Origin of the sequence: Methylobacterium sp. 17Sr1-1 (assembly GCF_003173775.1) — a bacterium.
Classification (GTDB): domain Bacteria; phylum Pseudomonadota; class Alphaproteobacteria; order Rhizobiales; family Beijerinckiaceae; genus Methylobacterium.
Genome location: NZ_CP029552.1, coordinates 6,023,612 through 6,049,768 on the forward strand (window position 1 = coordinate 6,023,612; position 26,157 = coordinate 6,049,768).

Annotated in this window: 23 protein-coding genes; 14 read left to right on the plus strand and 9 right to left on the minus strand. The window is 71.1% G+C overall.

Going from position 1 to position 26,157, the window contains the following annotated elements:
- Positions 1 to 566 precede the first annotated feature (566 nt).
- The gene (locus DK412_RS27485) at positions 567 to 1,268 is read left to right on the plus strand and encodes a response regulator transcription factor (RefSeq protein WP_204165453.1); all 702 of its coding nucleotides are present in this window, start codon (positions 567 to 569) and stop codon (positions 1,266 to 1,268) included.
- Positions 1,269 to 1,644: 376 nt separating this feature from the next.
- Here DK412_RS27485 and DK412_RS27490 read toward each other — a convergent pair whose 3' ends face one another.
- A complete protein-coding gene (locus tag DK412_RS27490) occupies positions 1,645 to 2,682 on the minus strand; it encodes a hypothetical protein (RefSeq protein WP_109974570.1) in 1,038 nt (345 codons plus the stop codon).
- Between the two features lie 275 nt (positions 2,683 to 2,957).
- On the opposite strand from DK412_RS27490, the gene DK412_RS27495 reads away from it, so the two are divergent.
- Entirely contained in the window at positions 2,958 to 4,049 is a 1,092-nt protein-coding gene (locus DK412_RS27495; RefSeq protein WP_162596320.1) for a glycosyltransferase, read from the plus strand.
- 155 nt (positions 4,050 to 4,204) lie between these two features.
- On the opposite strand, the gene DK412_RS27500 is transcribed toward DK412_RS27495, so the two are convergent.
- A complete protein-coding gene (locus DK412_RS27500; RefSeq protein ID WP_109974572.1) occupies positions 4,205 to 5,404 on the minus strand; it encodes a glycosyltransferase family 2 protein in 1,200 nt (399 codons plus the stop codon).
- Between the two features lie 78 nt (positions 5,405 to 5,482).
- On the minus strand, positions 5,483 to 6,166 hold the full coding sequence (locus tag DK412_RS27505; RefSeq protein WP_245447323.1) for an exopolysaccharide biosynthesis polyprenyl glycosylphosphotransferase: 684 nt from the start codon (positions 6,164 to 6,166) through the stop codon (positions 5,483 to 5,485).
- Positions 6,167 to 6,704: 538 nt separating this feature from the next.
- Between DK412_RS27505 and DK412_RS27510 the strand changes: the two genes are divergently transcribed.
- On the plus strand, positions 6,705 to 8,093 hold the full coding sequence (locus DK412_RS27510; protein WP_109974574.1) for a polysaccharide biosynthesis/export family protein: 1,389 nt from the start codon (positions 6,705 to 6,707) through the stop codon (positions 8,091 to 8,093).
- A gap of 261 nt (positions 8,094 to 8,354) precedes the next feature.
- On the opposite strand, the gene DK412_RS27515 is transcribed toward DK412_RS27510, so the two are convergent.
- Positions 8,355 to 8,702: a hypothetical protein gene (locus DK412_RS27515; RefSeq protein ID WP_109975530.1), complete on the minus strand. Its 348-nt coding sequence runs from the start codon at positions 8,700 to 8,702 to the stop codon at positions 8,355 to 8,357.
- 159 nt (positions 8,703 to 8,861) lie between these two features.
- On the opposite strand from DK412_RS27515, the gene DK412_RS27520 reads away from it, so the two are divergent.
- The 3 genes from DK412_RS27520 to DK412_RS27530 all read left to right on the plus strand — a co-directional run bounded on the left by DK412_RS27520 (position 8,862) and on the right by DK412_RS27530 (position 11,975).
- Entirely contained in the window at positions 8,862 to 10,082 is a 1,221-nt protein-coding gene (locus DK412_RS27520; RefSeq protein ID WP_109974575.1) for a GNAT family N-acetyltransferase, read from the plus strand.
- Positions 10,083 to 10,223: 141 nt separating this feature from the next.
- On the plus strand, positions 10,224 to 11,393 hold the full coding sequence (locus tag DK412_RS27525) for a M20 aminoacylase family protein (RefSeq protein WP_109974576.1): 1,170 nt from the start codon (positions 10,224 to 10,226) through the stop codon (positions 11,391 to 11,393).
- 150 nt (positions 11,394 to 11,543) lie between these two features.
- Positions 11,544 to 11,975, plus strand: a complete 432-nt coding sequence (locus tag DK412_RS27530) for an HIT family protein (RefSeq protein WP_109974577.1) — start codon at positions 11,544 to 11,546, stop codon at positions 11,973 to 11,975.
- Positions 11,976 to 12,132: 157 nt separating this feature from the next.
- Here the strand turns inward: DK412_RS27530 and rpsD are convergent, their stop codons facing one another.
- The 3 genes from rpsD to murI form a co-directional block, all read right to left on the minus strand.
- Positions 12,133 to 12,750, minus strand: coding sequence for a 30S ribosomal protein S4 (gene rpsD, locus DK412_RS27535; protein WP_048430210.1), 618 nt, complete (start codon positions 12,748 to 12,750; stop codon positions 12,133 to 12,135).
- Positions 12,751 to 12,930: 180 nt separating this feature from the next.
- The gene (locus DK412_RS27540; protein ID WP_245447324.1) at positions 12,931 to 13,752 is read right to left on the minus strand and encodes an alpha/beta hydrolase; all 822 of its coding nucleotides are present in this window, start codon (positions 13,750 to 13,752) and stop codon (positions 12,931 to 12,933) included.
- Positions 13,749 to 14,639, minus strand: a complete 891-nt coding sequence (gene murI, locus DK412_RS27545) for a glutamate racemase (RefSeq protein ID WP_109974578.1) — start codon at positions 14,637 to 14,639, stop codon at positions 13,749 to 13,751. The genes DK412_RS27540 and murI overlap by 4 nt, the downstream gene beginning before the upstream one ends.
- A 223-nt stretch (positions 14,640 to 14,862) precedes the next feature.
- Between murI and egtB the strand changes: the two genes are divergently transcribed.
- From egtB to DK412_RS27565, 4 genes are all read left to right on the plus strand, one after another.
- Positions 14,863 to 16,116, plus strand: coding sequence for an ergothioneine biosynthesis protein EgtB (gene egtB / locus DK412_RS27550; RefSeq protein WP_109974579.1), 1,254 nt, complete (start codon positions 14,863 to 14,865; stop codon positions 16,114 to 16,116).
- A gap of 68 nt (positions 16,117 to 16,184) precedes the next feature.
- Positions 16,185 to 17,171, plus strand: coding sequence for an L-histidine N(alpha)-methyltransferase (gene egtD / locus DK412_RS27555; protein WP_109974580.1), 987 nt, complete (start codon positions 16,185 to 16,187; stop codon positions 17,169 to 17,171).
- A 7-nt stretch (positions 17,172 to 17,178) separates the two neighbouring features.
- Entirely contained in the window at positions 17,179 to 17,889 is a 711-nt protein-coding gene (locus DK412_RS27560; RefSeq protein ID WP_109974581.1) for a hypothetical protein, read from the plus strand.
- 169 nt (positions 17,890 to 18,058) lie between these two features.
- A complete protein-coding gene (locus DK412_RS27565) occupies positions 18,059 to 18,805 on the plus strand; it encodes a DnaJ domain-containing protein (protein WP_109974582.1) in 747 nt (248 codons plus the stop codon).
- A gap of 322 nt (positions 18,806 to 19,127) precedes the next feature.
- Here DK412_RS27565 and DK412_RS27570 read toward each other — a convergent pair whose 3' ends face one another.
- Positions 19,128 to 20,615: a D-alanyl-D-alanine carboxypeptidase gene (locus DK412_RS27570; protein ID WP_109974583.1), complete on the minus strand. Its 1,488-nt coding sequence runs from the start codon at positions 20,613 to 20,615 to the stop codon at positions 19,128 to 19,130.
- A 313-nt stretch (positions 20,616 to 20,928) separates the two neighbouring features.
- On the opposite strand from DK412_RS27570, the gene DK412_RS27575 reads away from it, so the two are divergent.
- The 4 genes from DK412_RS27575 to DK412_RS27590 all read left to right on the plus strand — a co-directional run bounded on the left by DK412_RS27575 (position 20,929) and on the right by DK412_RS27590 (position 25,112).
- Positions 20,929 to 21,369 carry a phasin family protein gene (locus tag DK412_RS27575; protein ID WP_109974584.1) on the plus strand — a complete coding sequence of 147 codons (441 nt, stop codon included), beginning with the start codon at positions 20,929 to 20,931 and terminating at the stop codon, positions 21,367 to 21,369.
- Between the two features lie 320 nt (positions 21,370 to 21,689).
- Positions 21,690 to 22,073 carry an ATP-dependent Clp protease adapter ClpS gene (clpS, locus tag DK412_RS27580; protein ID WP_048443496.1) on the plus strand — a complete coding sequence of 128 codons (384 nt, stop codon included), beginning with the start codon at positions 21,690 to 21,692 and terminating at the stop codon, positions 22,071 to 22,073.
- 53 nt (positions 22,074 to 22,126) lie between these two features.
- On the plus strand, positions 22,127 to 24,607 hold the full coding sequence (clpA, locus tag DK412_RS27585) for an ATP-dependent Clp protease ATP-binding subunit ClpA (RefSeq protein WP_093567841.1): 2,481 nt from the start codon (positions 22,127 to 22,129) through the stop codon (positions 24,605 to 24,607).
- Positions 24,608 to 24,839: 232 nt separating this feature from the next.
- Positions 24,840 to 25,112, plus strand: coding sequence for a hypothetical protein (locus DK412_RS27590; RefSeq protein ID WP_109974585.1), 273 nt, complete (start codon positions 24,840 to 24,842; stop codon positions 25,110 to 25,112).
- Positions 25,113 to 25,303: 191 nt separating this feature from the next.
- Here the strand turns inward: DK412_RS27590 and DK412_RS27595 are convergent, their stop codons facing one another.
- Entirely contained in the window at positions 25,304 to 26,116 is an 813-nt protein-coding gene (locus DK412_RS27595; RefSeq protein ID WP_109974586.1) for a 3'(2'),5'-bisphosphate nucleotidase CysQ, read from the minus strand.
- Positions 26,117 to 26,157 lie beyond the last annotated feature (41 nt).

Consider the following 26,157-nt stretch of genomic DNA (forward strand, 5'->3'; position numbering starts at 1 on the left):
CTCTGGAGAAACGCCCGCACTGACGCTGCCTGGCGACATGACGCTCGTTCCTGGCGCGTCAAAGATCTCTTTTCTCAAAGTATAAGCCGCCCGGTGACTGAAAGAGGTCCCGTCGGTCAGCTATGCGCGTCAGCATCACATCCTCCAACGTCAATAATGTTCCGAGTCCGACCGCCGGATACACGTCTTGCGTGTGTATCAAACGATTGTCTCTTGCGTGCGATCAATCAAGGCGCCTAATATCATCAGTGGAATTCGGCCTATATCATCACGTTGAGGATTGTAACTGCTTTATTCCCGTGTTAGGACTGAAATCAGGGAGAGCGGGCGGATGCGGGGGGCCGGATCGACTGGATCATGCAGTCGAGGGCCCGGCGACGCCGGCCGATTCCACAGATCCGGCTCCGGACAAGGGGTGGCACGGCATGATCGCGCCGGGCCGTGACCATCACGCCGAGAACCGCATCCAACAATAATGCTCGATCGTACAGTGGTGGAGGTGAAGCATGTCGACGCCCGCTCTCGTTGATTACGGCCTCGCTTCGCGGGGCCGCAGACTGGTCGAAGTGACTGACACCGTGGTGGAGGCGTTCGAGCCCGGCGAGGAGCCCGGCCTGAAGCCCGCCATCGCGATCATCGAGCCGCGGCAGCTGGTGCGCGAATGCCTGCGCAACTGCCTCGCCGAAGCGATTCCGGACCACGAGGTCGTGACCTTCGGGTCGATCGACGAGTGGGAGCGGGCGAAGGTCGGCCACCAGGACGGCGACCTGGTGGTGCTCTACTACGATCCCCGCGAGGCCGGGCGCGGCGCCGCCCAGCGCGAGGCCGCGCTGCGCTCGCGGATCGGGCCGAACACCAGCCTGGTCCTGCTCTGCGACAGCGAGGATCCGGGCGAGATCGTGGAGCGGCTCAACGAGGGCGCCCGCGGCTACATCCCCACCAATGTCAGCCTGAAGGTGGCGATCGAGGCGATGCGGCTGGTGCGGGCCGGCGGCGTCTTCGTGCCGGCGAGCTGCCTGCTGCAGCGCCGGAGCGGGGCCGAGGATGCCGGCGCGGCCGACCCCCGCAGCCAGTTCACCCCGCGCCAGACCGCGGTGCTGGAGCAGTTGCAGAAGGGCAAGGCGAACAAGATCATCGCCTTCGAGCTCAACATGAAGGAGAGCACCGTCAAGGTGCATGTGCGCAACATCATGCGCAAGGTCGGCGCGACCAACCGGACCGAGGTGGCGATTCGCGCCTTCGAATCCCGCTCCGACCTCAAGCTGTAGGACAGGGGGCGCGGGGGAATGTCTCCCGCGCGGTCCCACCCGGGCGAGCCATGACCCGCCCTAATCCGTCATTCGTTGATCCGACGCGGTCGAGCCGGCCGGCGTCGATTTTCTTTTACGACGATTGCCTTGATCGATCCGGTACGCTGGCCGACATCTCCCGGAGCCTGTTTGACTGATCGATACAGCGCTCGAACCCTCCGGGTCATCCCGGGTTCTCGGCTTCGCCGATCACCGGACGACGAGGAGGGTGACGACACTGTCCGTTAACTCAAACAGTCTCTCGGCGTCATCCCAGGTTCCGCTTTCGCGGCCCCGGGATGACCTGGAGGGTGTGAAGACTGTCGGGATTCATCTGGCCCTCGCCGCGGCGACCTCACTCCCCCTTGAGCGGCGGCGGGGGCGGGGCCACCCGGGCGCCGGGGCCGCCCGGATGGGCGGCGTCGTTGTTGGTCACCATCGCCAGCACCGAGAGGATCTTGTCCTTGTCCGATTGCAGGTGGTTGATCTGCGTCTCGGTGCAGCCTTCCTCCAGATAGGCGATCACCAGGGTGCGGGCGGCGGTGTCGGTGATGTAGCCGCCGAACTCCTGGAACGCCCGGGCGAGCGCCCGGCCCTCCGGCGTCGTCAGCCCGAGGCGGCCGAGATCGACCTGCGGCGGGATCGCGAACAGGGCCCCCATCGGGATCGTGCCGGTATGCGCGTTGTGCCCGCCCCCGTCGGTCGAGGAGGCCGGCCAGACGATGCGGGTCGGGCTCGCCTGGCTGGTGCTCGCCGCCATCGCGATGGCGTGGCGGATCTCGCCCCGCTCGAGCTCGGCCCGCCGCACCAGCCCGCCGATGAGCGAGCCGCCGAAGGCGCGCACGCCCTCCGTGGCGCCGGGCGTCGCCGAGATGCCGCTGCCGCGCAGGTCGGTGCGCACCAGGTATTGCGCCGAGTAGAGCTTGCGGGCCGGGTCGAACGCGCCGAGCCACAGCTCGTAGGCGTAGCGGCCCTCCGCGTCGATCAGCACCGCGTGCCGGTCGGTGCCGCCCAGGAAGGCGATGCCGGGCGGGGTGCGCAGGGTGAACCGGCCGCCGTTCGGGGCCCCGCCATGGGGCCAGGGCACGCTCGGCGGCCGTCCGCGATAGGTCCAGGTCCGCTCCGGATCGTCGGGCGCCTGGCGGTAGATCCCGAAGGCGTGGCCGCCGATCCACGCATAGGCGCCCGCCGGCCCGCCGGCATTCTGGTTGCGCAGGAGCGCCGTCTCGGCCGCGTCGCCGGATTGGAACGTCGCCCCCCGGCCGAGCGGCGTGTTCCAGATGCTCGTCGAGGCGAAGGGCTGCGCGACGGGATCCCGGAACGGGTCGTCGGCCTGCGCGGGAGGGCTCAGCAGGGCGAGGACGAGCACGAGAGCGGCAGCGGAACGGTGCATCGGCGCGGATCTCCCGGCAGGACCGGCCGCAGGGTAGCCGGCCGGGGCGTCGCGCGAAGCGTCGCCTTCGGGGCGCGGGGCCGCTCCGGATCTCAGCCGGAGGTGTCGGCGGACCTGCGCCTTTCGGGGGTGGCCGCCGCCTTTCTCGGGAAACGGGCCGCCGGATTGGGCCGCTCCGAACCGCCCGGGCGGTCTCTAAGCTCCCCTCCCGTGCGCCTCCCTCTCGCGGCCCGCCCCTCGCGACCCGGCCGCGACCAGCAGACCCCGGATCGATCATGACGCCAGCCGGTTCGATGCAGTGGATCCTCGCGGTGCCCTTTCTGCGGGACGAGGGCGGCGACTGGATCCCCCGCCACGTCGGCGGTCCCCACCGGTTCGCGACGGCGCCGGCGACCTACGACCACGACCGCTCGCGGGCCGTCACCGGCGTGGCGGAATGGTCGGACTACCTGCGCCATGCTTGGGGCGCCTGGCGCCTCGTGCGCGCGGCACCGCGGGGGCGGGCCGGTGTGATGACCGGCTTCCCGCAGCTCGCCGTGACGGCGGCCCTGGTCAAGCTCGTCCTCGGCCGGCGGGACGTGCCCCTCGTCGCCTGGTGCTTCAACCTCGGCCGGACGCCGGGGGGCTGGCAGGCGCGCCTCGCCCGCATGGTCCTGGGGCAGGTCGACGTGTTCGTGGTGCATTCCCGTCGCGAGATCTCGCTCTACGCCGACTGGCTCGCCCTGCCTCGCGACCGCTTCGTGTTCGTGCCCCTGTCGATCCACGACGAGCCGCGCGAGACGCATGAGGACGAGGCGGCGCCCTTCGTGCTCGCCATGGGCTCGGCCAACCGGGACTACGCCACCCTCGTGGCCGCGGTCGCCCGGCTCGGCCTGCCCACCGTGATCGTCGCCGGCGCCCACGCCGTCGCGGGCCTCGACCTCCCGCAAAACGTCACGGTGCGCAGCGGCCTGACCATCGCCGAGTGCCACGACCTCTGCGGGCGGGCGCGGGTCAACGTCGTGCCCCTGCGCAACACCACCTTCACGTCCGGCCAGGTCACGGTGCTGGAGGCGATGATGCTCGGAAAGCCCGTCGTGGCGACGAGGGCGGCCGGGACCGAGGATTACGTGAGCGAGGGCGAGAACGGCCTCCTGGTGCCGCCCGAGGACCCCGCGGCGCTTGCTGCCGCCATCGCGACCCTGTGGGACGATCCCGCCGCCCGCGCCCGCCTCGGCGCCGGCGCGCGCCGCACCGTCGCGGAGGGGACCACTTTCCGGTCGGTCGCGCCCGCGATGGCGGCGGTGCTCGACGTGGCGCGGATGCGGGCGGCGGAGGCGGGCGGCGTCGCGGCGCCGGGAGCGCCGGCCCGGAGCCCGACGGGCTGAGAGCCTGTTCGATCGGCCTCTGCCGGCTTCCACACCCTCCGCGTCAATCCGGGCTTGCGAAAGCAGCAGCCAGGAAAGTGTGGGTGGGATACATTTTGCCCGCTTCCGGGCTCTGCTGCCGATTTCGCCGGGGCTTTCACCCCGGCCGCGCGCCCCTACCCCGGCGATTTCCCCTCCCCGACCCGCTCGGTCCGCACCCATTCCGTCTGCCGCTGCAGCGCGAAGCGGCGCAGGATCCCGGCCTTGCCGGCGACGAGGCGCGGCAGGGCCGCGAGATCCTGCCAGCGCAGGAAGCCGCCGCCCCAGCGCCGGGCCGCGAGGCCGAAGGCGAGGACGAGGCCGGCGAGGCTGGCGGCGGAGATCAGCAGCGGTCCCGCCCCACCGCCGGCCGCCCACCAGGCGAGGCCGAGGCCGGCGAGTCCGGCTTGCGCGAGCGCGAGGGTCACCAGGGGCAGGACGCAGAGGTCGAGGGCCATCGCGGCGAGCCGGGCGTCGCCCCGGTGCAGGGCGGCGCGCAGGAGCGCGCCGGCATAGGGCAGGATCAGCGAGAGGTGGCCGTGCTCCCAGCGGGTCTGCTGCGCCCGCCGCGCCGCCGCGCCGGCCGGGAGCGCGCTCGTCACCTCGGCCTCCGGGCAGAAGCGGGGCGGATGGCCGGCGAGCGCCAGGTCGAGGCCGAGCTTCAGGTCCTCGGCGAGGTGCCCGCTGGCCAGCCCGACCGTGGCCAGCAGGCGCGTCGGCACCGCGAAACCGGTGCCGGAGATGCCGCAGGGCCAGCCGAGGCGGCTGCCGCCGAGGGGGCGGCCGATCTGCTTGACGGTCGTCGCGACGGTAGCGAGGCGCAAGGAGGAGGAGGCCTGCGGCGGCGGTGCGAGGCGGTAGGCCGCCTGGACCGGCCCGTCGAGGGCGGCGCTCAGGCGCGCGATCCGGTCGAGAGCGTCGGGCGCCAGGGTGCAATCGGCGTCGACCACCACCAGGGTCTCGGGCAGGCCGGTGCGGGCGAGGTGGCGGGTGCCGAAATCGAGGGCGTAGCCCTTGCCGCGCCGCTCGGGGTCGTGGCGCTCCACCACCTCGGCTCCGGCCTCCCGTGCCGCGGCCGCGGTGGCGTCGCGGCAATTGTCGGCCACCACCAGCAGGCGGTCGCCGGGGGCGAGGCCGGGGCGCAGCGAGGCCACCGTGTCGGCGATCTGGGCGGCCTCGTCATGGGCCGGGACCAGCACCGCCAGGGACGGCCGGCGCGGGGACGGTGGGGATAGGCGTAAGGCCGGCAGCGAGGCCACGACCTGCGCTGCGAGAACCAGGACCGGCACCGCGCCGGCGAGCGCCAAGGCGCAGAGGAGAAGATCGACGAGGGGCATCGGCGCTAGGGATCCTCGGGTACGGGACTGCTCGCCCGGCCGCGCGGGCGCGCGGCCGGGACATGATGAGGATGAGGGTCAGTAGGCGGCCTGCGAGCGGAAGATTTCGCGCAGCGTCATCCCGAGGATGAGCAGGTCGAGCAGCAGCGACCAATGCTCGATGTAGGCGAGGTCGAGATCGACCCGGCGCTGCATCGCGGCGGCGTTCGGCGTCTCGCCGCGGCAGCCGCGCACCTGCGCCCAGCCGGTGATGCCCGGGCGCACCGCGTGGCGCTCGGCGTAGCGGGCGACCGTGCCGCTGAACTGCGCGTCGTGCGCCACCGCGTGCGGCCGCGGCCCGACCAGGGACATCGAGCCGAAGAGCACGTTCACGAGCTGGGGCAATTCGTCGAGGCTGGTGCGGCGCAGGACGCGGCCGACGCGGGTCACCCGCGGGTCGTCGCGCCTGGCTTGACGGACGACGCTGCCGTTTTCGCAGCAGGTCATGGTGCGGAACTTCCACACTCGGAACGGCCGGTTGCCGAGGCCGATGCGGCTCTGGCGAAACAGCACCGGCCCGCGCGAATCGCACTTGATCAGCAGCGCGACGACCAGGAAGAGCGGCAGCAGCAGGACCAGTCCGAGGGCGGCGCCCACCACGTCGAGGGCGCGCTTGGCGACCGGGCCCATTCCGGGCCGGAAGGCCGGCGCCGGGCGGATCCGGGCGGCGACCGCGCTGCCGGCGTCGACCGCCGGCGCGAGGGCCAGAGCTCCCGACGTCAAGGTTCCCGATGCCAGAGCTCCGGGCGCCAGCAGTCCCGGGGCGAGCAGGAGCGCGAGGCCGCTGGCCGGCACCGTACCCCCGAGCCCGCTTCCCGTCACTCCACCACCGGTGAGCCCGCTCCTGGCCAGCCCCTTACTGCCAAGTTCATCACCACCGCCCACGCGGGATTGCGGTCGTGCTCCATGAGCCATGCGCCGTCTCCACCGTTAACGAGCGATTAACGATAGGCAGAGAGGCGAAGCTCAGGTCAATTTCACCACAATATCACGCGGATCTACGTTGCATCATCTTCGATTACCTCGTTCGGGTACTGATCTTTCATCGAAAGAGGCGAAGGTGAACAGGGGCCGGCGGGGCAAGGCGCCGGGGGAGGTGCGGCCTCTACCGCTTATTGGGAGGCTGCGCCGTGCGGCCGGACGGTCGAGGCTTCCCGTCAGTCACGGGAACGAGCCCAGCGGCGCGGCGGCCGGGAGAGGGCTCGCGGGTAAACGACATCACCGGCAGCCGACATCCTTGGGACGAGAAGGCCTGATCCGCATGCGAGCCGCACACCGTCTTCCCGCCTCCCTCCGGCGCGGGCTCCTCCTCGGCGCGATAGGCCTGCCGGCCGGGCTCGCGAGCGCGGCGAACGGGCCGCGTCCCGCCATCTCCGCCCCTCTGCCAGCGCCCGCGCCGGCCGCCGCGAGCAATTCCGCGGGGAGCCTCGCCGGCTACGCCCTCGGGCCGCTCGACCGCATCCGGCTGCGGGTGTTCGAGTGGCGGGCCAGCCGCGACGAGATCTTCGCCTGGACGGCGCTGAACGACGAGTTCACCATCGGGGCCGACGGCACCCTGTCCCTGCCGATCATCGGCGACATCCCGGTGGCCGGCCTGCCGACCCGGGAGGTCGGGCGGCTGGTGGCGCGGCGCCTGCGCGACCGGATGGATCTGGCGGACCCGCCCGACACCGCGGTGGAGATCGCCGTCTACCGGCCGTTTTACATCAGCGGCGCCGTCGACAAGCCCGGGGAATACGCCTTCCGGCCGGGGCTGACCGTGGCGAAGGCGGTGGCGCTCGCCGGCGGACCGCCGCGGGTCACCGATGGCGGGCTCCTGCGCCTGGAGCGCGATGCGATCACCGCGCGCGGCGACCTCGCCGGCCTGCAGAAGGACCGCGACCAGCTCACCCTGCGGCTGGCCCGCCTCGTCGCCGAGCGCGACGACAAACAGAGGTTCGAGCCGCCGAAGGAACTGGCCGGGCGCCCGGATCCCGGCCTGCTCGCGCTCATCGACCGCGAGACCTCGATCTTCGAGGCCCGCCGCAAGGCGCTGGCGACCCAGGTCGACGCCATCGAGGATCTCAAGCGCTTCCTGCGCCAGCAGATCGACGTGCTGAACGGCCAACTCGCCACCATCGACACCCAGATCAAGCTGATCGCCACCGAGATCCGCAGCAACGAGCAGCTCGCCGAGCGCGGCCTCGCCACCCAGCAGCGCACCATCGCGTCCGGCCGCTCGATGGCGCAGATGGAGAGCGAGAAGCTGCGCACTACCACCGACCTGCTGCGCGCCCGCGAGTCGATCTCGCGCGCCGACCTGTCGATCCTCGACCTGCGCAGCCGGCGCGCCACCGAGATCACCGCGGAGGCGCGCGATACCCAGCGCGCCCTCGAGCAGCTGAAGCCCCGGATGGAGGTGGCCGAGCGGCTGATCCTCGAGGCCGAGGTCTCCGCCCCGCGCTTCCTCGCCGACCGCGCCCAGGCCCGGCGGGCGAAGCCGACCTACCGCGTCAGCCGGCAGACCGGCACAAGCGCGCAGGAGATCGTGGCCGACGACACCACGACACTGATGCCGGGCGATTCCATAAGCGTCGAACTGCCCAACATCGACCTGCCGGCGGTCTCCTGGCCGGCGCCGCGGACGGGGGCGATGACGTCGTTGAATTAGGAATCGATCACTTCGAAAATGAAGTCGAAGTTTTTCGACAGTGCTTGTCCTTGAAGCTCCGCGTCATTCCGGGGCCGCGCAGCGGAGCCCGGAGTGCCGCAGGCACGCCCAGAACCGCAGGACGTCCAGGACAAGGTGGAGCGCGTTCCGCTTCTTCTGGCACCACCTGCGTGTCCGGATCCCGGGCTCCGCCGCGCGGCCCCGGGATGGCCCTGTGCGGTGGGACCGTTGCGTCGCCTCGGCGAAGGGACGCCGATCGCATCACGGCTTGCGGCGCCACCACGCGACGACCCGCTCCCACTTCGCCTCCAGCCAGCGGGCCGAGCGCTCCAGCGACGGCTTCATGCCGGGCAGATCCTCGCTGAGGAGGGCGAGGCCGAGCGGCAGCATCCACAGCCCGAAGACCGGCAGGATCGCCAGGAAGCCGCCGAGGATCAGGGCCAGGGCGGCCGGGATGCGGACCCAGCGCCGGGACGGCGCGCGCAGCCAGGCGATCGCACCACCCACCCGCCGGGGCAGGAGTTCGAGCAGCAGGGCGATCCGGTCGTCCCACGCCTGAGCCAGCGGGTTCGGGGAGCCGTGATTCGGGGAGCCTTGCGGGTTCGGCATCGCCGTGGGGGTGCGCGGGGGCGCGGTGGTGTCGTCGGTGATCATAGCGAGAAACAAAGCGGCAAAGCAGCCGGACGGTTCCGCGCTTCCGCACGGTCCCACCCCTGCGAGGCCGCGCCGCATTGCCGAGCCCCCGGCCGCGACCTAACTCCGGACGTCATGGAGACAACCGGCGAAGCAGGGTGCGGCGCCACCCCGGCGGCGGGCACCTTGCAGGTCCGCGTCGTCCAGCGCATCTCCGAGATCGCCGCGGCGGACTGGGACCGCTGCGCCCTCTCGGCCGAATCGCTCGCGGGGGCGGCCGAGAGCCACAACCCCTTCGTCACCCACGCCTTCCTGTCCGCATTGGAGGATTCGGGTTGCGTCGGCGGCCGCACCGGCTGGCTGCCGCTGCACGTCGCCGTCGAGCGCGACGGTCAGGTGATCGGATACGCCCCCTGCTACCTGAAATCCCACTCGCAGGGCGAGTACGTGTTCGATCACGGCTGGGCCGACGCCTTCGAGCGCGCCGGCGGCCGCTACTACCCGAAGCTCCAGGTCAGCGTGCCGTTCACGCCCGTCACCGGCCCGCGCTTCCTGATCGCCCCGGGCGAAGATGCCGAAGAGGCCACCGCCGCCCTCGTCGCGGGCCTGCGGGCCCTGCGCCGGCAGGTCGAGGCCTCGTCGATCCACGCGACCTTCCTGCCCGAGACGGAGGCCGAGCGGGCCGGCGGGCTCGGTTTCCTGCGCCGGGTCGACCAGCAGTTCCACTGGGACAATGCCGGCTATGCCACCTTCGACGATTTCCTCGGGGCGCTGGCCTCGCGCAAGCGCAAGGCGATCAAGCGTGAGCGGCGGGACGCGCTGGCAGCCGGGCTCACGATCGAGTGGGTCACCGGCTCCGACCTGACGGACGCCCACTGGGACGCCTTCTACCGCTTCTACATGGATACCGGCTCGCGCAAATGGGGCCGGCCCTACCTCAACCGGCGCTTCTTCTCGCTGATCGGCGAGCGCATGCCTGAGCGCATCCTCCTGGTGATGGCCCGGCGCGAGGGCCGGTACGTCGCGGGCGCCATCAACCTGATCGGCGACCGCGCCCTCTACGGCCGCAACTGGGGCTGCATCGAGGACCATCCCTTCCTGCATTTCGAGGTCTGCTACTATCAGGCGATCGACTTCGCGATCGCCCGCGGGCTCGCCCGGGTCGAGGCAGGGGCGCAGGGCGAGCACAAGCTCGCCCGCGGCTACCGCCCGGTGATCACCCACTCCGTCCACGACATCGCCGATTCCGGCTTGCGCGCGGCGATCGCCGACTATCTCGCCCGCGAGGCGCGCCACGTCGAGGCGGCGGCGGACGCCCTCGACGAGGCGACGCCGTTCCGCAAGGGCGACGACTGACGCGTCTCGCGGAGTTGTCGGGCGTCGCGCGAGTCATGCATCCGCGCCCCTGGACTCGGGGTTGGCGGCGCCGGAGGATGCGCGCCGTCCGGCCCCGACCTCGGGCCCAATCGAAACAAGACGTCCGGAGCGTTTCGCCGCATGTCCCCGATCGACCGCATCTCCGCCGACCTCGAGGCGCTCACCGCCATCCGGCGCGACTTCCACGCCCATCCCGAGCTCGGCTTCGAGGAGGTGCGCACCTCCGGCATCGTCGCGGACAAGCTCGCCTCCTGGGGGATCGAGGTGCATCGCGAGATCGGCCGCACCGGCGTCGTCGGGGTGCTGAAGGGCCGCGGCATCAGCCCCCGGCGCATCGGGCTTCGCGCCGACATGGACGCCTTGCCGATCGAGGAGGCGACCAACCTCCCCTACCGCTCGACCGTGCCGGGCAAGATGCACGCCTGCGGCCATGACGGCCACACCACGATGCTGCTCGGTGCCGCCAAGTACCTCGCCGAGACCCGCGACTTCGACGGCACCGCGGTGTTCATCTTCCAGCCCGCGGAAGAGGGCTTGGGGGGCGCCCGCGCCATGCTGGCCGACGGGCTCTTCTCGCGCTTCCCCTGCGACGAGGTCTACGGCCTGCACAACAACCCGAGCGGGCGGACCGGCGAGCTCTCGGTGCGCCCCGGTCCCGCCATGGCGGCGGCCGACTTCTTCGACATCCGCATCATCGGGCGCGGCGCCCATGGGGCGCAGCCGAACCGCGGCATCGATCCGGTGGTGGTCCAGGCGGCGCTCGTCCAGGCGCTGCAGACCATCGTCAGCCGCAACGCCGACCCGCTGCAATCGGCGGTTTTGTCGATCACCCAGGTCCATGCGGGGGCGGCCTACAACGTGATCCCGGAGGAGGCCCACCTCGCCGGCACGGTGCGCACCTTCGACGACGACATCCGCGCCCTCGTCGCCAAGCGCATGCGCGAGATCTCGGCCGGCGTGGCCGCGACCTTCGGCGCCGAGATCACGGTCGAGATCAACGACATCTTCTCGGTGCTGCGCAACAGCGAGGAACAGACCCGCGCCGCCGCCGAGGTCGCCACCGAATTGTTCGGCGCCGCCAAGGTCGATACGGCGCCGGAGCCGAAGATGGGCAGCGAGGACTTCGCCGACATGCTGCACGCGGTGCCGGGCGCCTATGCCTGGCTCGGGGGCAAGGCCGGGGCGAACCTGCACAACGCCGCCTTCGACTTCGACGACGCGATCATCCCGCTCGGCGCGGCGTACTTCGCGCGGCTGGTCGAGACGCGCTCGGCGGCCGCCGCCGGCTGAGGCCGGTTCCGGGCGCAGGGACGTTCGGATAAGGTCCTGGCGACGCCATTCTCCCTTGCATCACCCCGGGTTCCGCGGTCGCGGCCCCGGGGTGGCCGGGAGGGTGGCACGATCGGCGAGCGGGCCGATCAGACCCGACAGGACAGGATCATGACCGACACCGCCTACGACCCCCAGAACATCTTCGGCAAGATCCTGCGGGGCGAGGTGCCCTGCCACAAAGTCTACGAGAACGAGCACGTCATCGCGTTCATGGACGTGATGCCCCAGGCCGACGGTCACACCCTGGTGGTGCCGAAGACCCCGAGCCGCAACCTCCTCGACGCGGACCCGGCCACCCTCGGCCACCTCTACGCCGCCGTGCAGATCGTGGCGCGGGCCGCGAAGGCCGCTTTCGCGGCCGATGGCGTCGCGGTCTACCAGTACAACGAGGCGGCGGCCGGCCAGACCGTGTTCCACCTCCACGTCCACGTCCTGCCCCGGCACGAGGGCGTGGCGCCGCGCCGGCACGTCGAGGGCATGGCGGATCCAGCCGTGCTGGCGCAGCACGCGGAGAGGATCCGGGCGGAGCTGGCGAAGTAGGGCCCTCGCGCCAGAAACAATTCAGTCTTCCGGAAGTCGCGGGATCCCTCTCCCACACGGGAGCGGGGGACACGCTTCATTTTCGAGCCCATACCCCAAAAGAAAAGCCGCCCTCTCGGGCGGCTCTCCAGAATTCTCGACGTCTGCGTCGCTACGATCAGCGCGAGTAGAACTCGATGACCAGGTTCGGCTCCATCTGCACCGGGTACGGGACCTCGGACAGGGTCGGCACGCGGGTCATGCGCGCGGTCATCTTGCCGTGGTCGACCTCGATGTAGTCGGGCACGTCGCGCTCGGCGAGCTGGCTCGCCACGAGGACGATCTCGAGCTGCTTGGACGACTCCTTGATCTCGATCACGTCGTCCGGCTTGACGAGGTAGCTCGGGATGTTGACGCGCACGCCGTTCACCCGGATGTGGCCGTGGTTCACGAACTGGCGGGCGGCGAACGGGGTCGCCACGAACTTCGAGCGGTAGACCACCGCGTCGAGGCGCCGCTCGAGCAGGCCGACCAGGTTCTCGCCCGAGTCGCCGCGCAGGCGGATCGCCTCGGCGTAGTACCGGCGGAACTGCTTCTCGGTGATGTTGCCGTAGTAGCCCTTGAGCTTCTGCTTGGCGCGCAGCTGCGTGCCGAAGTCGGACATCTTGCCCTTGCGGCGCTGGCCGTGCTGGCCCGGGCCGTACTCGCGGCGGTTCACGGGGCTCTTCGGGCGGCCCCAGATGTTCTGGCCCATGCGGCGATCGAGCTTGTGCTTCGCCTGAACGCGTTTCGACATCGCGTGTCCTCTAGAACTGTTTTCATCACGTATGAGAGGAACGCGCCCTCCTCCCCCCGAATCCGGGGCGACAGAGCGGCCGTGACGAGCCGCTCGCGGGTGCGCAAAATGTTTCGGGGCCCCGAACCGGAGCCCCGCGAACCGGGCGCTCTTAGGCGACAAAGCGTCTGGGGTCAAGACTCAAGGGGTCGGCCGGAACCGGGCCTCGGCCTCGTTATCCCGGCTGCCGAGGATCGAGACGTGGTCGCCCGGCACCTCGATGAAGTCGGCATTCGCCGCGCGCGCGAGCCGGGCGCCGTACTTCGCCGGGATCACCGGGTCGGCATCGCCGTGCACGATCAGGACCGGGACTGCGAGCGCGCCGACGATCCGGTCGGAGCGCCAGGTGTCGGACAGCAGGCCCGCCGGCAGGAAGCGGAAATGGTGGTGCGCCATCGCGGTCATCGAGTCGAACGGCGCTTCGAGATAGAGCCCCCGCACGCCCGCCGCCCCGGCGCGGGCCGCCACCGCGACCGCCACCGCCGCGCCCAGGGAGTGGCCATGCAGCAGCACCGGGGCCCCCGGCGCCCGCCGCCGCGCTTCCGCCAGGGCCGCGAGCCCGTCGGCGATCAGGCCGGCCTCGCTCGGCCGGCCGGTCGAGCCCGGATAGCCGCGATAGGCCGGCGCCATCACGCCCCAACCATGGGCCCGCCACGGTCCGGCGGCGAAGCGCTCGGCGTGCCATTCGGGCAGCGAGGCGTTGCCGTGGAAGGTCACCACAACCGCGGCGCCCGGTTCCGGCGGCAGCCAGAGCGCGCGGAGGCGCTCGCCGTCCGCCGTCGCCAGCATGACCCGCTCGACCTCCGCCGGCAACCGCGCGCCGGTCGCCGGGACCGGACCGCCCTGGCCCGGATAGAGCAGGCTGCGCTGGAACCACCAGAACGCGGCGATTACCGCCCCGTAGAGGACGATGACCGCGACGAGCAGGCCGGCCGCGAGCACCGCCAGCCGGGCGAGGCTCACTGGAGGACGAGCGGCATCGCCTGGAGCGCGACCTCGGCGATGCCGCGCTCGCCGAGTGCCGCGCGCAAGGCGGGCGTCAGCCGGTCGCCGGAGGTGAAGGCGGCGAGGACCGGGCCCGGGATGTCGTCGCCAGTCAAACCGTGATTTGGGCCCCGCGCGGGGCCGCCGATCAGCTGGGTCATGCGCCGGGCGATCGCCGGGGCGGGGTCGATCCAGGTCACCGGCCAGGGCGCGAGCGCCTGGTAGCGGGCGAGCAGCAGGGGATAGTGGGTGCAGGCCAGCACCACCACGTCGGTGCGTCCCGGCTCGCCCTCGACGAAGCACGGCCCGATCTCGGCCCAGAGGTCGGCGTCCGAGACCGGCAGCCCGGAGAGCGCCGCCTCGGTCAGCGCCGCGAGGCCCGTCGCCCCGACGAGGGTGACCCGGCAGCCGGCGGCGTAGGTGTCGATCAGCTCGCGGGTATAGTCGCGCCGCACGGTGCCGGGCGTGGCGAGCACGCTGACGAGGCCTGAGCGTGTCGCGGCCGCGGCCGGCTTGATCGGCGGCACGGTGCCGACGAACGGGATGTCGAAGCGCTGGCGCAGGGCCGGCAGCACCAGGGTCGAGGCGGTGTTGCAGGCCACGACGACGAGATCGGGCGCGTGAGCCGCGATCAGCCGCTCCATCACGGTGAGCACGCGGGCCACCAGCACCGGCTCGGCGAGGCCGCCATACGGGAAGGCGGCGTCGTCGGCGGCGTAGACCACCCGGGCGTCGGGCCGGGCGCGCCGCACCTCGGCGAGCACCGTGAGGCCGCCGAGGCCGGAATCGAACACGAGGACCACGGGGGCACGGGTGATCGGCGCCAGGGGCGCCGCGGCAGTGCCGGCCATCAGATCGAACCGCATGAGAGGCTTTGACCGAGAGGGATGAGAGGTTGCCGGCGAGAGTCCGGCGGGCTCGTTAAGGCTTGGTCAAAGCGGCGGCAAAATGGCCCCGCTTCCCCGTGACGCACCGTCCGAAGCGTCGCCGCACGGGACCCAAGCTGCGCGGTAACGCCGCGCCGGAGAAACGAGTTCCCCGCGCCCGCGTTGAACGTGGACAATCAGTCTACGCATAAGGGACGATCCGATGGCAGCGACCGCGACCGCGCAGGTCAGAGACACGCGCCCCGCGTTTCCTCCGCCCCCCGTCGGTGCCCGCCCGGTCGATCGGGCGGCCTGGATCGCGGCCTTCCGCCACGTCCGCGACGAGACCGAGCGCCGCGCCGCCCCGCTCTCGCCGGAGGACCAGCAGATCCAGTCGATGCCGGATGCGAGCCCGACCAAGTGGCACCGTGCCCATACGACCTGGTTCTTCGAGCAGTTCCTGCTGACGGCGATGGTGCCGGGGTACACGGTCTTCGACGAGCGCTTCTTCTACCTCTTCAACTCCTACTACGTGCAGGCGGGTCCGCGCGCGCCGCGCATCAGCCGCGGCCTCGTCACGAGGCCGACCTGCGACGAGGTCGCGGCCTACCGCGCCCATGTCGACTCCGCCGTCGCCGACCTGATCGGGAACGCCCGCGAGGGGCAGCTGCCGGAGATCGTCGCGACCGTCGAGATCGGCCTGCATCACGAGCAGCAGCACCAGGAGCTGATGCTCACCGACATCCTGCACGCCTTCGCGCAGAACCCGCTGCTGCCTTCTTACGACGAGGGCTGGCGCTGGCCCGCCCTGTCGCAACGGTCCGGACAGGTCGCCCTCGAGGGCGGCGTGACCCGGATGGGACATGCCGGCGAGGGCTTCCACTTCGACAACGAGGAGCCGCGCCACGACGTGCTGCTGCGGCCGGTCGCCCTGGAGCGCGCCCTCGTCACCAACGGCGAGTGGCTCGAATTCATGCAGGACGGCGGCTACGCCAAGCCGGAGCTGTGGCTCTCGGACGGGTACGTGGCGGCTCAGAACGAGGGCTGGGAGGCGCCGGGCTACTGGCGCCGGGCCGACGGCGTGTGGTCGAGCATGACGCTCGCCGGGTTGAGGCCGGTCGATCCGTCCCTGCCGGTGACGCATGTCAGCTACTACGAGGCCGACGCCTTCGCCCGCTGGGCCGGGCGCGACCTGCCCACAGAAGCCGAGTGGGAGGCGGCCAGCGGTTCCCTCGACGCGGCCTTCGGCCATGTCTGGCAATGGACCCGCAGCGCCTATTCCGCCTATCCGGGCTATCGGCCGCTGCCGGGCGCGCTCGGCGAGTACAACGGCAAGTTCATGGTCAGCCAGTTCGTGCTGCGCGGCTCGTCCGTGGCGACGCCGCAGGGCCACAGCCGGCCGACCTACCGGAACTTCTTCTATCCCCACCAGCGCTGGCAGTTCACGGGCCTGCGTCTATCTCACTACGGCGCGTGAGGCGCGGCCGGACGTGCCTCGACACGGGCGCCCGTGAGGGCGCCCGCCCGACCTCGGAGTCACCGCTCGTGAATGCTCCCGTTCCCCACCTCGCGCCCGCCGCACCCCTCGCGGGCGCCGACCGCGGCTTCCTGCAGGACGTGCTCGCGGGGCTCGGCTCTCCCCGCAAGCATCTCTCCGCCAAGTACTTCTACGACCGGCGCGGCTCGGAGCTGTTCGAGGCGATCACCCGGTTGCCGGAATATTATCCTACTCGTACCGAGCTCGCGATCCTCGACCGCTACGGCCCCGAGATCGGCGCCGGCCTGCCGCCGGGCTCAGGCCTCGTCGAGTTCGGCAGCGGCTCCACCGCCAAGGTGCGGCGCCTGCTGCCGCACCTCCCCGACCTCGCGGCCTACGTGCCGGTCGACGTCTCGGAGGAGTTCCTGCGCAGCGAGGCGGAGGAGCTCGGCCGCGACTTCCCGCGCCTGCGGGTCGAGCCGGTGGCGGCGGACTTCACCAAGCCCTTCGCCCTGCCCGACGAACTGAAGGACGCGCCGAAGGCCGGCTTCTTCCCGGGCTCAACGATCGGCAATTTCGAGCCCGAGATGGCCTCGGGCCTCCTCGGCAGCTTCGCCCGCACGCTCGGGCCCGGTGCCACGCTCATCGTCGGCATCGATCTCGTGAAGGACAAGGCGGTGCTCGACGCGGCCTACGACGATTCGGCCGGGGTGACGGCGGCGTTCAACCTCAACCTGCTCGCCCGGATCAACCGCGAGCTGAACGCCGATTTCGACCTCGACGCCTTCGCGCACCAAGCCTTCTTCGACGAGAATCTGGGGCGGATCGAGATGCACCTCGTCAGCCGGCGCAGCCAGCTCGTCACGGTGGCGGGGGTGCCGTTCCATTTCGGCTCCGGCGAGACGATCCACACCGAGAACAGCTACAAGTACACGGTGCCGGGCTTCCGGGCGCTCGCCCGCGGCGCCGGCTGGGAGCACCGGAGCGTCTGGATCGATCCGGACGGGCTGTTCTCGGTCCACGCGCTCACCGCCAGCACCATCCGCCGGCACTGAGCGGGCGATGGGCGACCGCGACCTCGACCGTGCGCGGAATGCTGCGGTCGACGCCTTCCTGGAGACGGCGCGGCAAGTCGCTGCGCCGCAAGTCTCCCCGGGATCGGGCAGCGCGCCGCGGCTGATCTTCGCCCTCGACGCCACGATGAGCCGGCAGCCGACCTGGGACCTCGCCTGCGGGGTCCAGGCCGGGATGTTCGAGGCGACCGCCCGGCTCGGCGGCCTCGCGGTCCAGCTCGTCTACTTCCGCGGGTTCGACGAGTGCCGGGCCTCGCGCTTCGTCGCCGATGCCCGCGCGCTCACCGGCCTGATGCGGGGCGTGACCTGCCAGGGCGGGCGCACCCAGATCGGCCGGGTGCTGCGCCACGCCCGCAACGAGGCCTCGCGCGGCCCGGCCAAGGCCCTGGTTCTGGTCGGCGACGCGATCGAGGAGGAAATCGACGACCTCTGCGGCGTCGCCGGCGAACTCGGCCTGCTCGGCCTGCCGGCCTTCTGCTTCCATGAAGGACCCGACCCGGACGTCGCCGCGGGCTTCGCCGAGATCGCCCGGCTGAGCGGGGGCGCGTCGGCGCGGTTCGACCTCGCGGCGCCCGACGTGCTGGCCGCGCTCCTGCGCGCCGCGGCCCTCTACGCCACGCGGGGACTCGACGGATTGCGTCTCGCTGCGCATGAGGATGCGGCGGCGCGCCGACTCCTCGCCGGCATGACCGGCGGGTAGACAGGGGCTCCCTGCGCGCATCTGATACGATTTCCGGAGGATCCCTTCCGGAAATCGTATCAAAGCCCGCGCGGCGCTTGAGCGAAGCCGAAATCCGCATTGCAAAAGCGATCCGACAGGATCGCCCGAAGCAATCGATCGGATTTCGTATGAGGGTGGTGAAAGACGGATGATCGCCCTCGGCCTCGGTGTCCTGGTCCTCGTCGGCCTGTGGTGGCTCGGCCGCCATTACTCCACCGCGAACCCGTCGACGATCGCGCGGGTGATCCGCCAGGCCGGCGGCTGGCTCGCTTTGGCCGCGGCCGCCCTGCTGTTCCTGCGCGGGCGCTTCGACATGGCTGGCGCGCTCGGCCTCGGCGGTGCCTGGCTGCTCGGCTGGCGCCAGGGCTCTCCCCTGCCCTTCGGGCTCGGCAAGTACGGTTTCGGCAAGTTCGGTCTCGGCAGTGCCGGCCCGCGGCCGGACGCCGTCTCGCGGGTGCGCTCCGCCATGCTGGAGATGGAGCTCGACCACGCCTCCGGGGCGATGCGCGGCACGGTGCTGGCCGGGCCGCTCGCGGGCCAGGCCCTCGACGCCCTGGCCCCGCCCGTCCTCGCGTCGCTGCTCGCCGAGTGCCGCGCCGGCGACCCGGACGGCGCCCGCCTGCTAGAGGCTTATCTGGACCGCCGGTCTCCCGGATGGCGCGTAGACGCTGAGGCTGACCGCGACCCGCGGCCGGGCGGCGCGGCGCAGCCAGGGCCGATGACGGAGGAGGAGGCCTATCAGATCCTGGGGCTTCAGCGCGGGGCGCCCCTCGAGGAGGTGCGCCGGGCGCACCGGACCCTGATGAAGCGGCTGCACCCGGACCAGGGGGGCTCCGACTACCTGGCGGCCCGCGTCAACGCGGCCAAGGACTTTCTGCTCAACCGACATCGCTGAAACTCCACGCGCGTGTCGACGGAGCCGCGGCAGGGATGCGCCGCGGCGGGGGTGTCGTTCTGGCTTTTACGAATTTGGCGCGGGATCCCCTCTCCAGGCGATGCCGGGCCTGCCCGGTATCGCTCCAAGGTGTGGGGAGGGGTAGGGGTGAGGGTGCTGCGGTCCTGAGTCCGGCAGTAGACGTTAAGTTGTCAGCACCACCTTCAGCGCTTCACACTGAAGCGTGTCACCCTCACCCCTGTCCCCTCTCCCACACGGGAGAGGGGGACCCGCGCATTTGCTTTCTGCGGAGAGCCCTGCCCTCGCCGGGCGGTAACGCTTGCTAGCTCCGGGTCGCGAAGCAGGTGAAGCCGTTGCGCTTCAGCGCCCGGCAGGCATCCTGCGCGGCCTCGGCCTCGGAGAAGCCGGAGAAGCGGGCGCGGAACAGCGTGGTGCCGCCGTGGGTCACCCGCTCGGTGAAGGGAGCGGCCTTGCCGAGGGCCGAACCGCCGCGCTGGCGCGCGTCGGCGAGCATCGACTTCGCCTTGCCCTCGTCGTCCATGGCGCCGAGCTGGATCACCCAGGGCGTCACGCTCACGGGCTTCGCCGCTGGCGCCGAGGCCTCGCGCGGGGCCGGAGCCCGGGCCTCGCCGGGCTCGGAGGCCGGAAGACGCGAGGCGTACTTGCCGTTGGCCGCCGGGAAGGCGGCGGTGGCGGCCGGCGCGTAGGCCTGGGCGCTCGCCGGCACGGCACCGGGGGCGCCGGCGCGCCACTTCGGCGAACCTTGCGGCGTGGCGCCGCCGCGGGGCGCGATGTCGAGGGGCTGGCCGGTGGAGTTCGTGGTCTCGACCGCATCGTCCTCGTCGGCGGAGGCCACGAGGGTGCGGGTCGCGACCGGGCGCTCGGCGACCACGGCGGGGCGCGGCCGCTCGGCCACCTCGACCACCGGGGCCGCCGTGCGGGCGCCCGCATAGGCGACCGGCAGGTTGGCCTGGACGAGCTTGGCCATGATGTTGTCGCGGCTCGCCACCGACTTGCCGCCGAGCACCACCGCCACGATGTGGCGGCCGTCGGTGCGGGCCGAGGTCATCAGGTTGAAGCCCGAATCGCGGGTGTAGCCGGTCTTGATGCCGTCGACGCCCTCGACCCGGCCGAGCAGGTGGTTGTGGTTGCCGATCACCCGTCCCTTGAAGGCGAAGGAGCGGGTCTGGAAGTAGCGGTAGTATTTCGGGAACCGGTCCTGGATCGCGCGGGCGAGGATCGTCAGGTCGCGGGCGGTGGTGATCTGGTCGGAATCCGGCAGGCCCGAGGCGTTGGCGTAGTGCGTGCGGCTCATGCCGAGCGAATGCGCCTTGCGGGTCATCATCTCGGCGAAGGCGGCCTCCGAGCCGGCGATGTTCTCGCCGATGGCGCAGGCGATGTCGTTGGCCGACTTCGTCACCAGCGCCTTGATCGCCTCCTCGACCGTCACGGTCGAGCCGGGGCGCACGCCGAGCTTGGAAGGCGGCATCCGGGCGGCATTGGCCGAGACCGTCAGCGGCGTGTCGAGCTCCATCTTGCCGCGCTCGAGCTGCTCGAACAGCAGGTAGAGCGTCATCACCTTGGTGATCGAGGCCGGGTGGCGCAGGGCGTCCTCGTTGACCGCGTGCATCACGCGGCCGGTCTTGGCATCCACCACCATCGCGGCGTAGGGCGGATTGTACCCGCCCCCGCCGCCGTGATGGGCGCGCCGGCGCGCCTCGGCGGGCGAGGCGGTGAGCGCCGTCAGCACCGCCGCGGCGGCGAGCACGGCCGGCAACGCGGGTCCAGATTGGCCGTGAACGCAACGCATCACGCTACTACCCCATTCGACTGGAAGGGGCGCCCGCGACGTCGGCGGCGCCCTCAAGACCGATGGCGCCTCCCCGGAAACGGCGTGGCGCAGCGGCATCACTGTCAATCAGGCTAGGCAGGCGCGGTTACGCCCCGGTTAACCGGGTGCGAATTCCGACGCTCGAATTTGCTCATTGTGCGCCGCACAATCAGCCCTTGACGAATTTTGTGCGCTGCACATATTGCAGGTCAGCGGGGCGCGACGCGCGGGCGCCCTGCCGATGCCCTGACCGCCGCGCGAGGAGGGGCGCCCGCTTAGGCGCCGCCACACCATGAACCAGCAGAACATCAACCAGCAGGCCGAGGCCGCCCAGAAGTTCGGCAAGGACGGCATGGACGCGGTGCTGCGCAGCTTCGGCACCCTGTCGAAGGCCAGCCAGGCCATCGCCGTCGAGGCGACCGACTTCGCCAAGCAGTCGTTCGAGCACGGCACCGCCACCCTCGAGAAGCTCGCCGGCGTGCGCTCGCTCGACAAGGCGCTCGAGATCCAGACCGAGTACATGAAGACCTCGTACGAGCGTCTCGTGGCCCAGACCACCAAGATGACCGAGCTCTACCAGAACCTCGCCAAGGAGATGGTGAAGCCGTTCGAGGGCTTCGCCGCCAAGGCCCAGGAGCAGGCGTTCAAGGCCCAGGACCGCGCCGTCGGCATGGCCAAGGACGGGCTGCGGAAGGTCGAGGACGAGTCCAACAAGATCCAGGACGCCGCGTAAGCCGCGCGTCACGCGAGAGCGGACGGCTCTCAAGGCCGCCGCTCCACCATCGACACCGCGACCGGCACGGGCCCCGTGCCGGTCGCGCGCGTTTGGGGGCCTCCCTCGTTGAAGCCCTCCCCGGTCGAGGGCATCCGAGAGGGGCTTGCACGACAAGAGCGCGCAGCCGACTGGCGAAGCGCCGACTCGGCCTATAGATTAGGCTCGGCACCGGCAGCCGACGTGATAGGCTGCCGTCCCGCACCACCACACGGACCCCTCCGCGAGCGGGGTTCGGTGCGGTTCGTCGCGGTCGCCAGAGCGAGGTCGGTACGATTCAGATGGCTCAGGTCCCGAGGCAGGGAGAACCCTCCACCAGGCCGGTCGCGGCCAATCCCCGCGCTCCCGGGAACGGCAACGGCGACGGGCGATCGGGAACCGCCGTGATCACGCGGACGAAGCCGCGTACCAAGCGGCCCAATCTCTACCGCGTGCTGCTCCTCAACGACGACTACACGCCGATGGAGTTCGTGGTCCACGTGGTCGAGCGCTTCTTCAACAAGTCGCGCGAGGACGCGACCCGCATCATGCTGCACGTCCACCAGAACGGCGTCGGCGAGTGCGGCATCTTCACCTACGAGGTCGCCGAGACCAAGGTGACGCAGGTCATGGACTTTGCGCGCAAACACCAACATCCTCTGCAATGCGTCATGGAAAAGAAATAGGCACTAGCCGAGACGGACCCTGATCAAGACAGGCACCAGCAAAGAGGCCCGCTTTGCCCAGCTTCTCACGCAGCCTTGAACAAGCTCTTCACCGCGCCCTGGCGCTGGCGGGCGAGCGCCGACACGAATACGCCACGCTCGAGCACCTCCTGCTGGCCCTGGTCGACGACCAGGACGCGGCCGCGGTCATGCGGGCCTGCAACGTCGACGTCGATCTGCTCAAGCGCAACCTCGTCGAGTACATCGACACCGAGCTCGCCAACCTGACCGGCGACGGGCGCCAGGACGCCAAGCCGACGGCGGGCTTCCAGCGCGTGATCCAGCGCGCGGTGATCCACGTGCAGTCCTCGGGCCGCGAGGAGGTCACCGGCGCCAACGTGCTGGTGGCGATCTTCGCCGAGCGCGAGAGCCACGCCGCCTACTTCCTGCAAGAGCAGGACATGACCCGCTACGACGCGGTCAACTACATCAGCCACGGCATCGCCAAGCGCCCCGGCCTGTCCGAGGGCAAGCCGGTGCGCGGCGCCGACGAGGACGGCCCGACGGAGCGTCCGAGCGGCCCCGAGGACGAGCGCGGCGGCCAGAAGAAGAAGGGCGACGCGCTGGACGCCTACTGCGTCAACCTCAACAAGAAGGCCCGCGAGGGCAAGATCGACCCGCTGATCGGCCGTGAGACCGAGGTCCAGCGCACGATCCAGGTGCTGTGCCGCCGGCAGAAGAACAACCCGCTGCTCGTCGGCGACCCCGGCGTCGGCAAGACCGCGATCGCCGAGGGGCTGGCGCGCAAGATCATCCAGCACGAGGTGCCGGAGGTCCTGGCCGACGCGACCGTGTTCTCCCTCGACATGGGCACGCTGCTCGCCGGCACCCGCTACCGGGGCGACTTCGAGGAGCGCCTCAAGCAGGTGATGAAGGAGATCGAGGCGCATCCCAACGCCATCATGTTCATCGACGAGATCCACACGGTGATCGGCGCCGGTGCGACCTCGGGCGGCGCGATGGATGCCTCGAACCTCCTGAAGCCCGCACTGGCTTCCGGCTCGCTCCGCTGCATCGGCTCGACCACCTACAAGGAGTACCGCCAGTACTTCGAGAAGGACCGCGCCCTGGTGCGCCGGTTCCAGAAGATCGACGTCAACGAGCCGTCGATCCCGGACGCGATCGAGATCCTCAAGGGCCTGCGCCCGTCCTTCGAGGAGTTCCACAAGCTCAAGTACACGACCGAGGCGGTGAAGGCCGCGGTCGAGCTGTCGGCCCGCTACATCAACGACCGCAAGCTGCCGGACAAGGCGATCGACGTGATCGACGAGACCGGCGCCTCGCAGATGCTGGTGCCGGAGGGCCGCCGCAAGCGCACGATCGGCGTCAAGGAGATCGAGGCGACCATCGCCACGATGGCCCGCATCCCGCCGAAGACCGTCTCGAAGGACGACGCGGAGGTGCTCGCCCACCTCACCGACAACCTGAAACGGGTGGTCTACGGCCAGGACGCCGCGATCGACGCGCTGACCGCCTCGATCAAGCTCGCCCGGGCCGGCCTGCGCGATCCCGACAAGCCGATCGGCGCCTACCTGTTCGCCGGCCCGACCGGCGTCGGCAAGACCGAAGCGGCCAAGCAGCTGGCGTCGAGCCTCGGCGTCGAGATGCTGCGCTTCGACATGTCGGAATACATGGAGCGGCACACCGTCTCGCGGCTGATCGGTGCCCCTCCGGGCTATGTCGGCTTCGACCAGGGCGGCCTGCTGACCGACGGCATCGACCAGCACCCGCACTGCGTGCTGCTGCTCGACGAGATCGAGAAGGCCCATCCGGACCTGTTCAACATCCTGTTGCAGGTGATGGACCACGGCAAGCTCACCGACCATAACGGCAAGCAGGTCGATTTCCGCAACGTCATCATCATCATGACGACGAATGCGGGCGCGGCCGACCTCGCCAAGGCGGCGTTCGGCTTCACGCAGAACAAGCGCACCGGCGACGACCAGGAGGCGATCAACCGCCTGTTCGCCCCGGAATTCCGCAACCGCCTCGATGCGACCGTGTCCTTCGGCCACCTGCCGAAGACGGTCGTGGCCAAGGTCGTCGACAAGTTCGTGCTCCAGCTCGAGGCGCAGCTCGCCGACCGCAACGTCACGATCGAGCTCTCCGACGAGGCGCGGGACTGGCTGGTCGAGAACGGCTACGACGAGGCCATGGGCGCCCGCCCGATGGCCCGCCTGATCCAGTCGACCATCAAGACCCCGCTCGCCGACGAGGTGCTGTTCGGCAAGCTCAAGGACGGCGGCGCCGTCCGGGTGATCGTCAAGCGCCCCGACGGCGAGAAGCCGAGCCTCGGCTTCGTCTTCCCGGCAGGTCCCGTGACGCCGCGGCCCGAGAAGGACGTGACGATCGCGGCCAAGAAGGCGGCCAAGAACGCCGCGAAGAAGCAGAAGCGCCCCCGCGCTGCCGCGCCGAAGAAGCCGAAGGACGGCGGTTCGGGCGGCGGCGAGGGCGGGGTCCGCACGGTGCCGAAGGTGCCGCTGGTCCGGGCCTGATCCGGACGGGGCCGGGGGCGGGAGCCCTCGGTCACGCGGATCGCGGGCTGCCCCCTCGATCCCGGACCACCTCCCGTGTATGAGGTTCCGCGAGACGCGCACATCCCGGCGGGGCCTCCCCGCCGGGATGTGCATTTGAGGCCCCGGCCGCCCTCGCGGTGCCCCGGGGCCCCCGTGACGGATGCACCAGGGCTCGAAGGCCCGGCTGCCCAGGAAGCGTGAGACGATCTCCATGAGCGGTGATCTGAACGAGGGGCCCCTCGCCCCGGCCGCGACGGTGACCCCACCCTCACCGAAGGTGACCCGGCGCGAGAAGCGGCGCCAGCGCCGCCGCCGCCGCAAGATCGGCGAAGAGATCCTGGGGTGGATCCTGGTGCCGGTGATCCTGTTCGCCTGCTACTGGTCGGTCAATGCCGGCTTCGCCTTCTTCGGCACCACGCCGAGCGCGGTGTTCGACCAGCTGAAGCAGGCGAAGACGCAGCTGGAGAAGCGGGAATCGCGGTAGGCCGTGCGACACACCGGGAGCGGTGTTCGATCGGAGCGCACGGTCCACGCCGCCGGTACCGGAGCCTAATCGGCGTGAGCGGACAGGATTGAAACCCGCTCCGCGGCCCCGGAATGACATTGTGGGCTGCATTCACTGTCGAGGCAGGCAGAACTCACGACCGACGCGGATCCCACTGCCGCGGCCGCCGCTCAGGCCAACCCGGCCAGCACCGCCTCCCGCAGGCCCTGCGGCAGCGCCACCAGCTCCCCGTGGATCGGCTCGCGCCGGTTGTAGACCGGAATGCGGCCGTCGAGGCCGAGGACGGCGCCGCCGGCTTCGCGCAGGATCAGGTCGGCTCCCGCGAGATCCCAATCGCGGGCATCCGACGAGACCAGCCCGACATCCACCAGCCCCTCCGCCACCCGCACCAGGCGCAAGGCCAGCGACGGGATGCGGGGCAGCCGCACCAGGGCGCCCGGCGTGCCGGCGAGGCCGCTCCCGCGCTCGAGCCGGTCGGCCATCGGCTTCGGGCCCGTGACCCGGGCACCCGCCACGGCCTCCTGGGCAGAGACCCGGATCGGCACCCCGTCCTTCGTCGCCCCCTCCCCCGCCACGGCCTCGTAGAGGGTCGCGGTGACCGGCGCGGCGACGTGGCCCAGCACCGGCTCGCCATGGGCCAGCAGCGCCACGGCGATCGACCAGTCCGGATCGCCCGAGAGGAAGGCGCGGGTGCCGTCGATCGGATCGACGATCCAGACGAGGTCGTGGGCGAGGCGGATGGGATCGTCGCGGGTCTCCTCCGAGAGCCAGGCGGCGCCGGGAATCAGCTCGCTCAGGCGCACCTTCAGGAAGGCGTCCACCGTCACGTCGGCTTCCGTCACCGGCGAGCCGCCGGCCTTGCTCCAGACCCGGGCGCTGGTGCGCTCGCCCTGCCGGAAATACGGCAGCGCCAGCAGGGCCGCCTCGCGGATGATCGCCCGGACCTGAGGCAGGAGCGGGCGCACGTCGTCGGGGAGAGGCATGGTCGGCCGCCGAAGGTTCGAGGAGGAGCGCCCGGCGGACC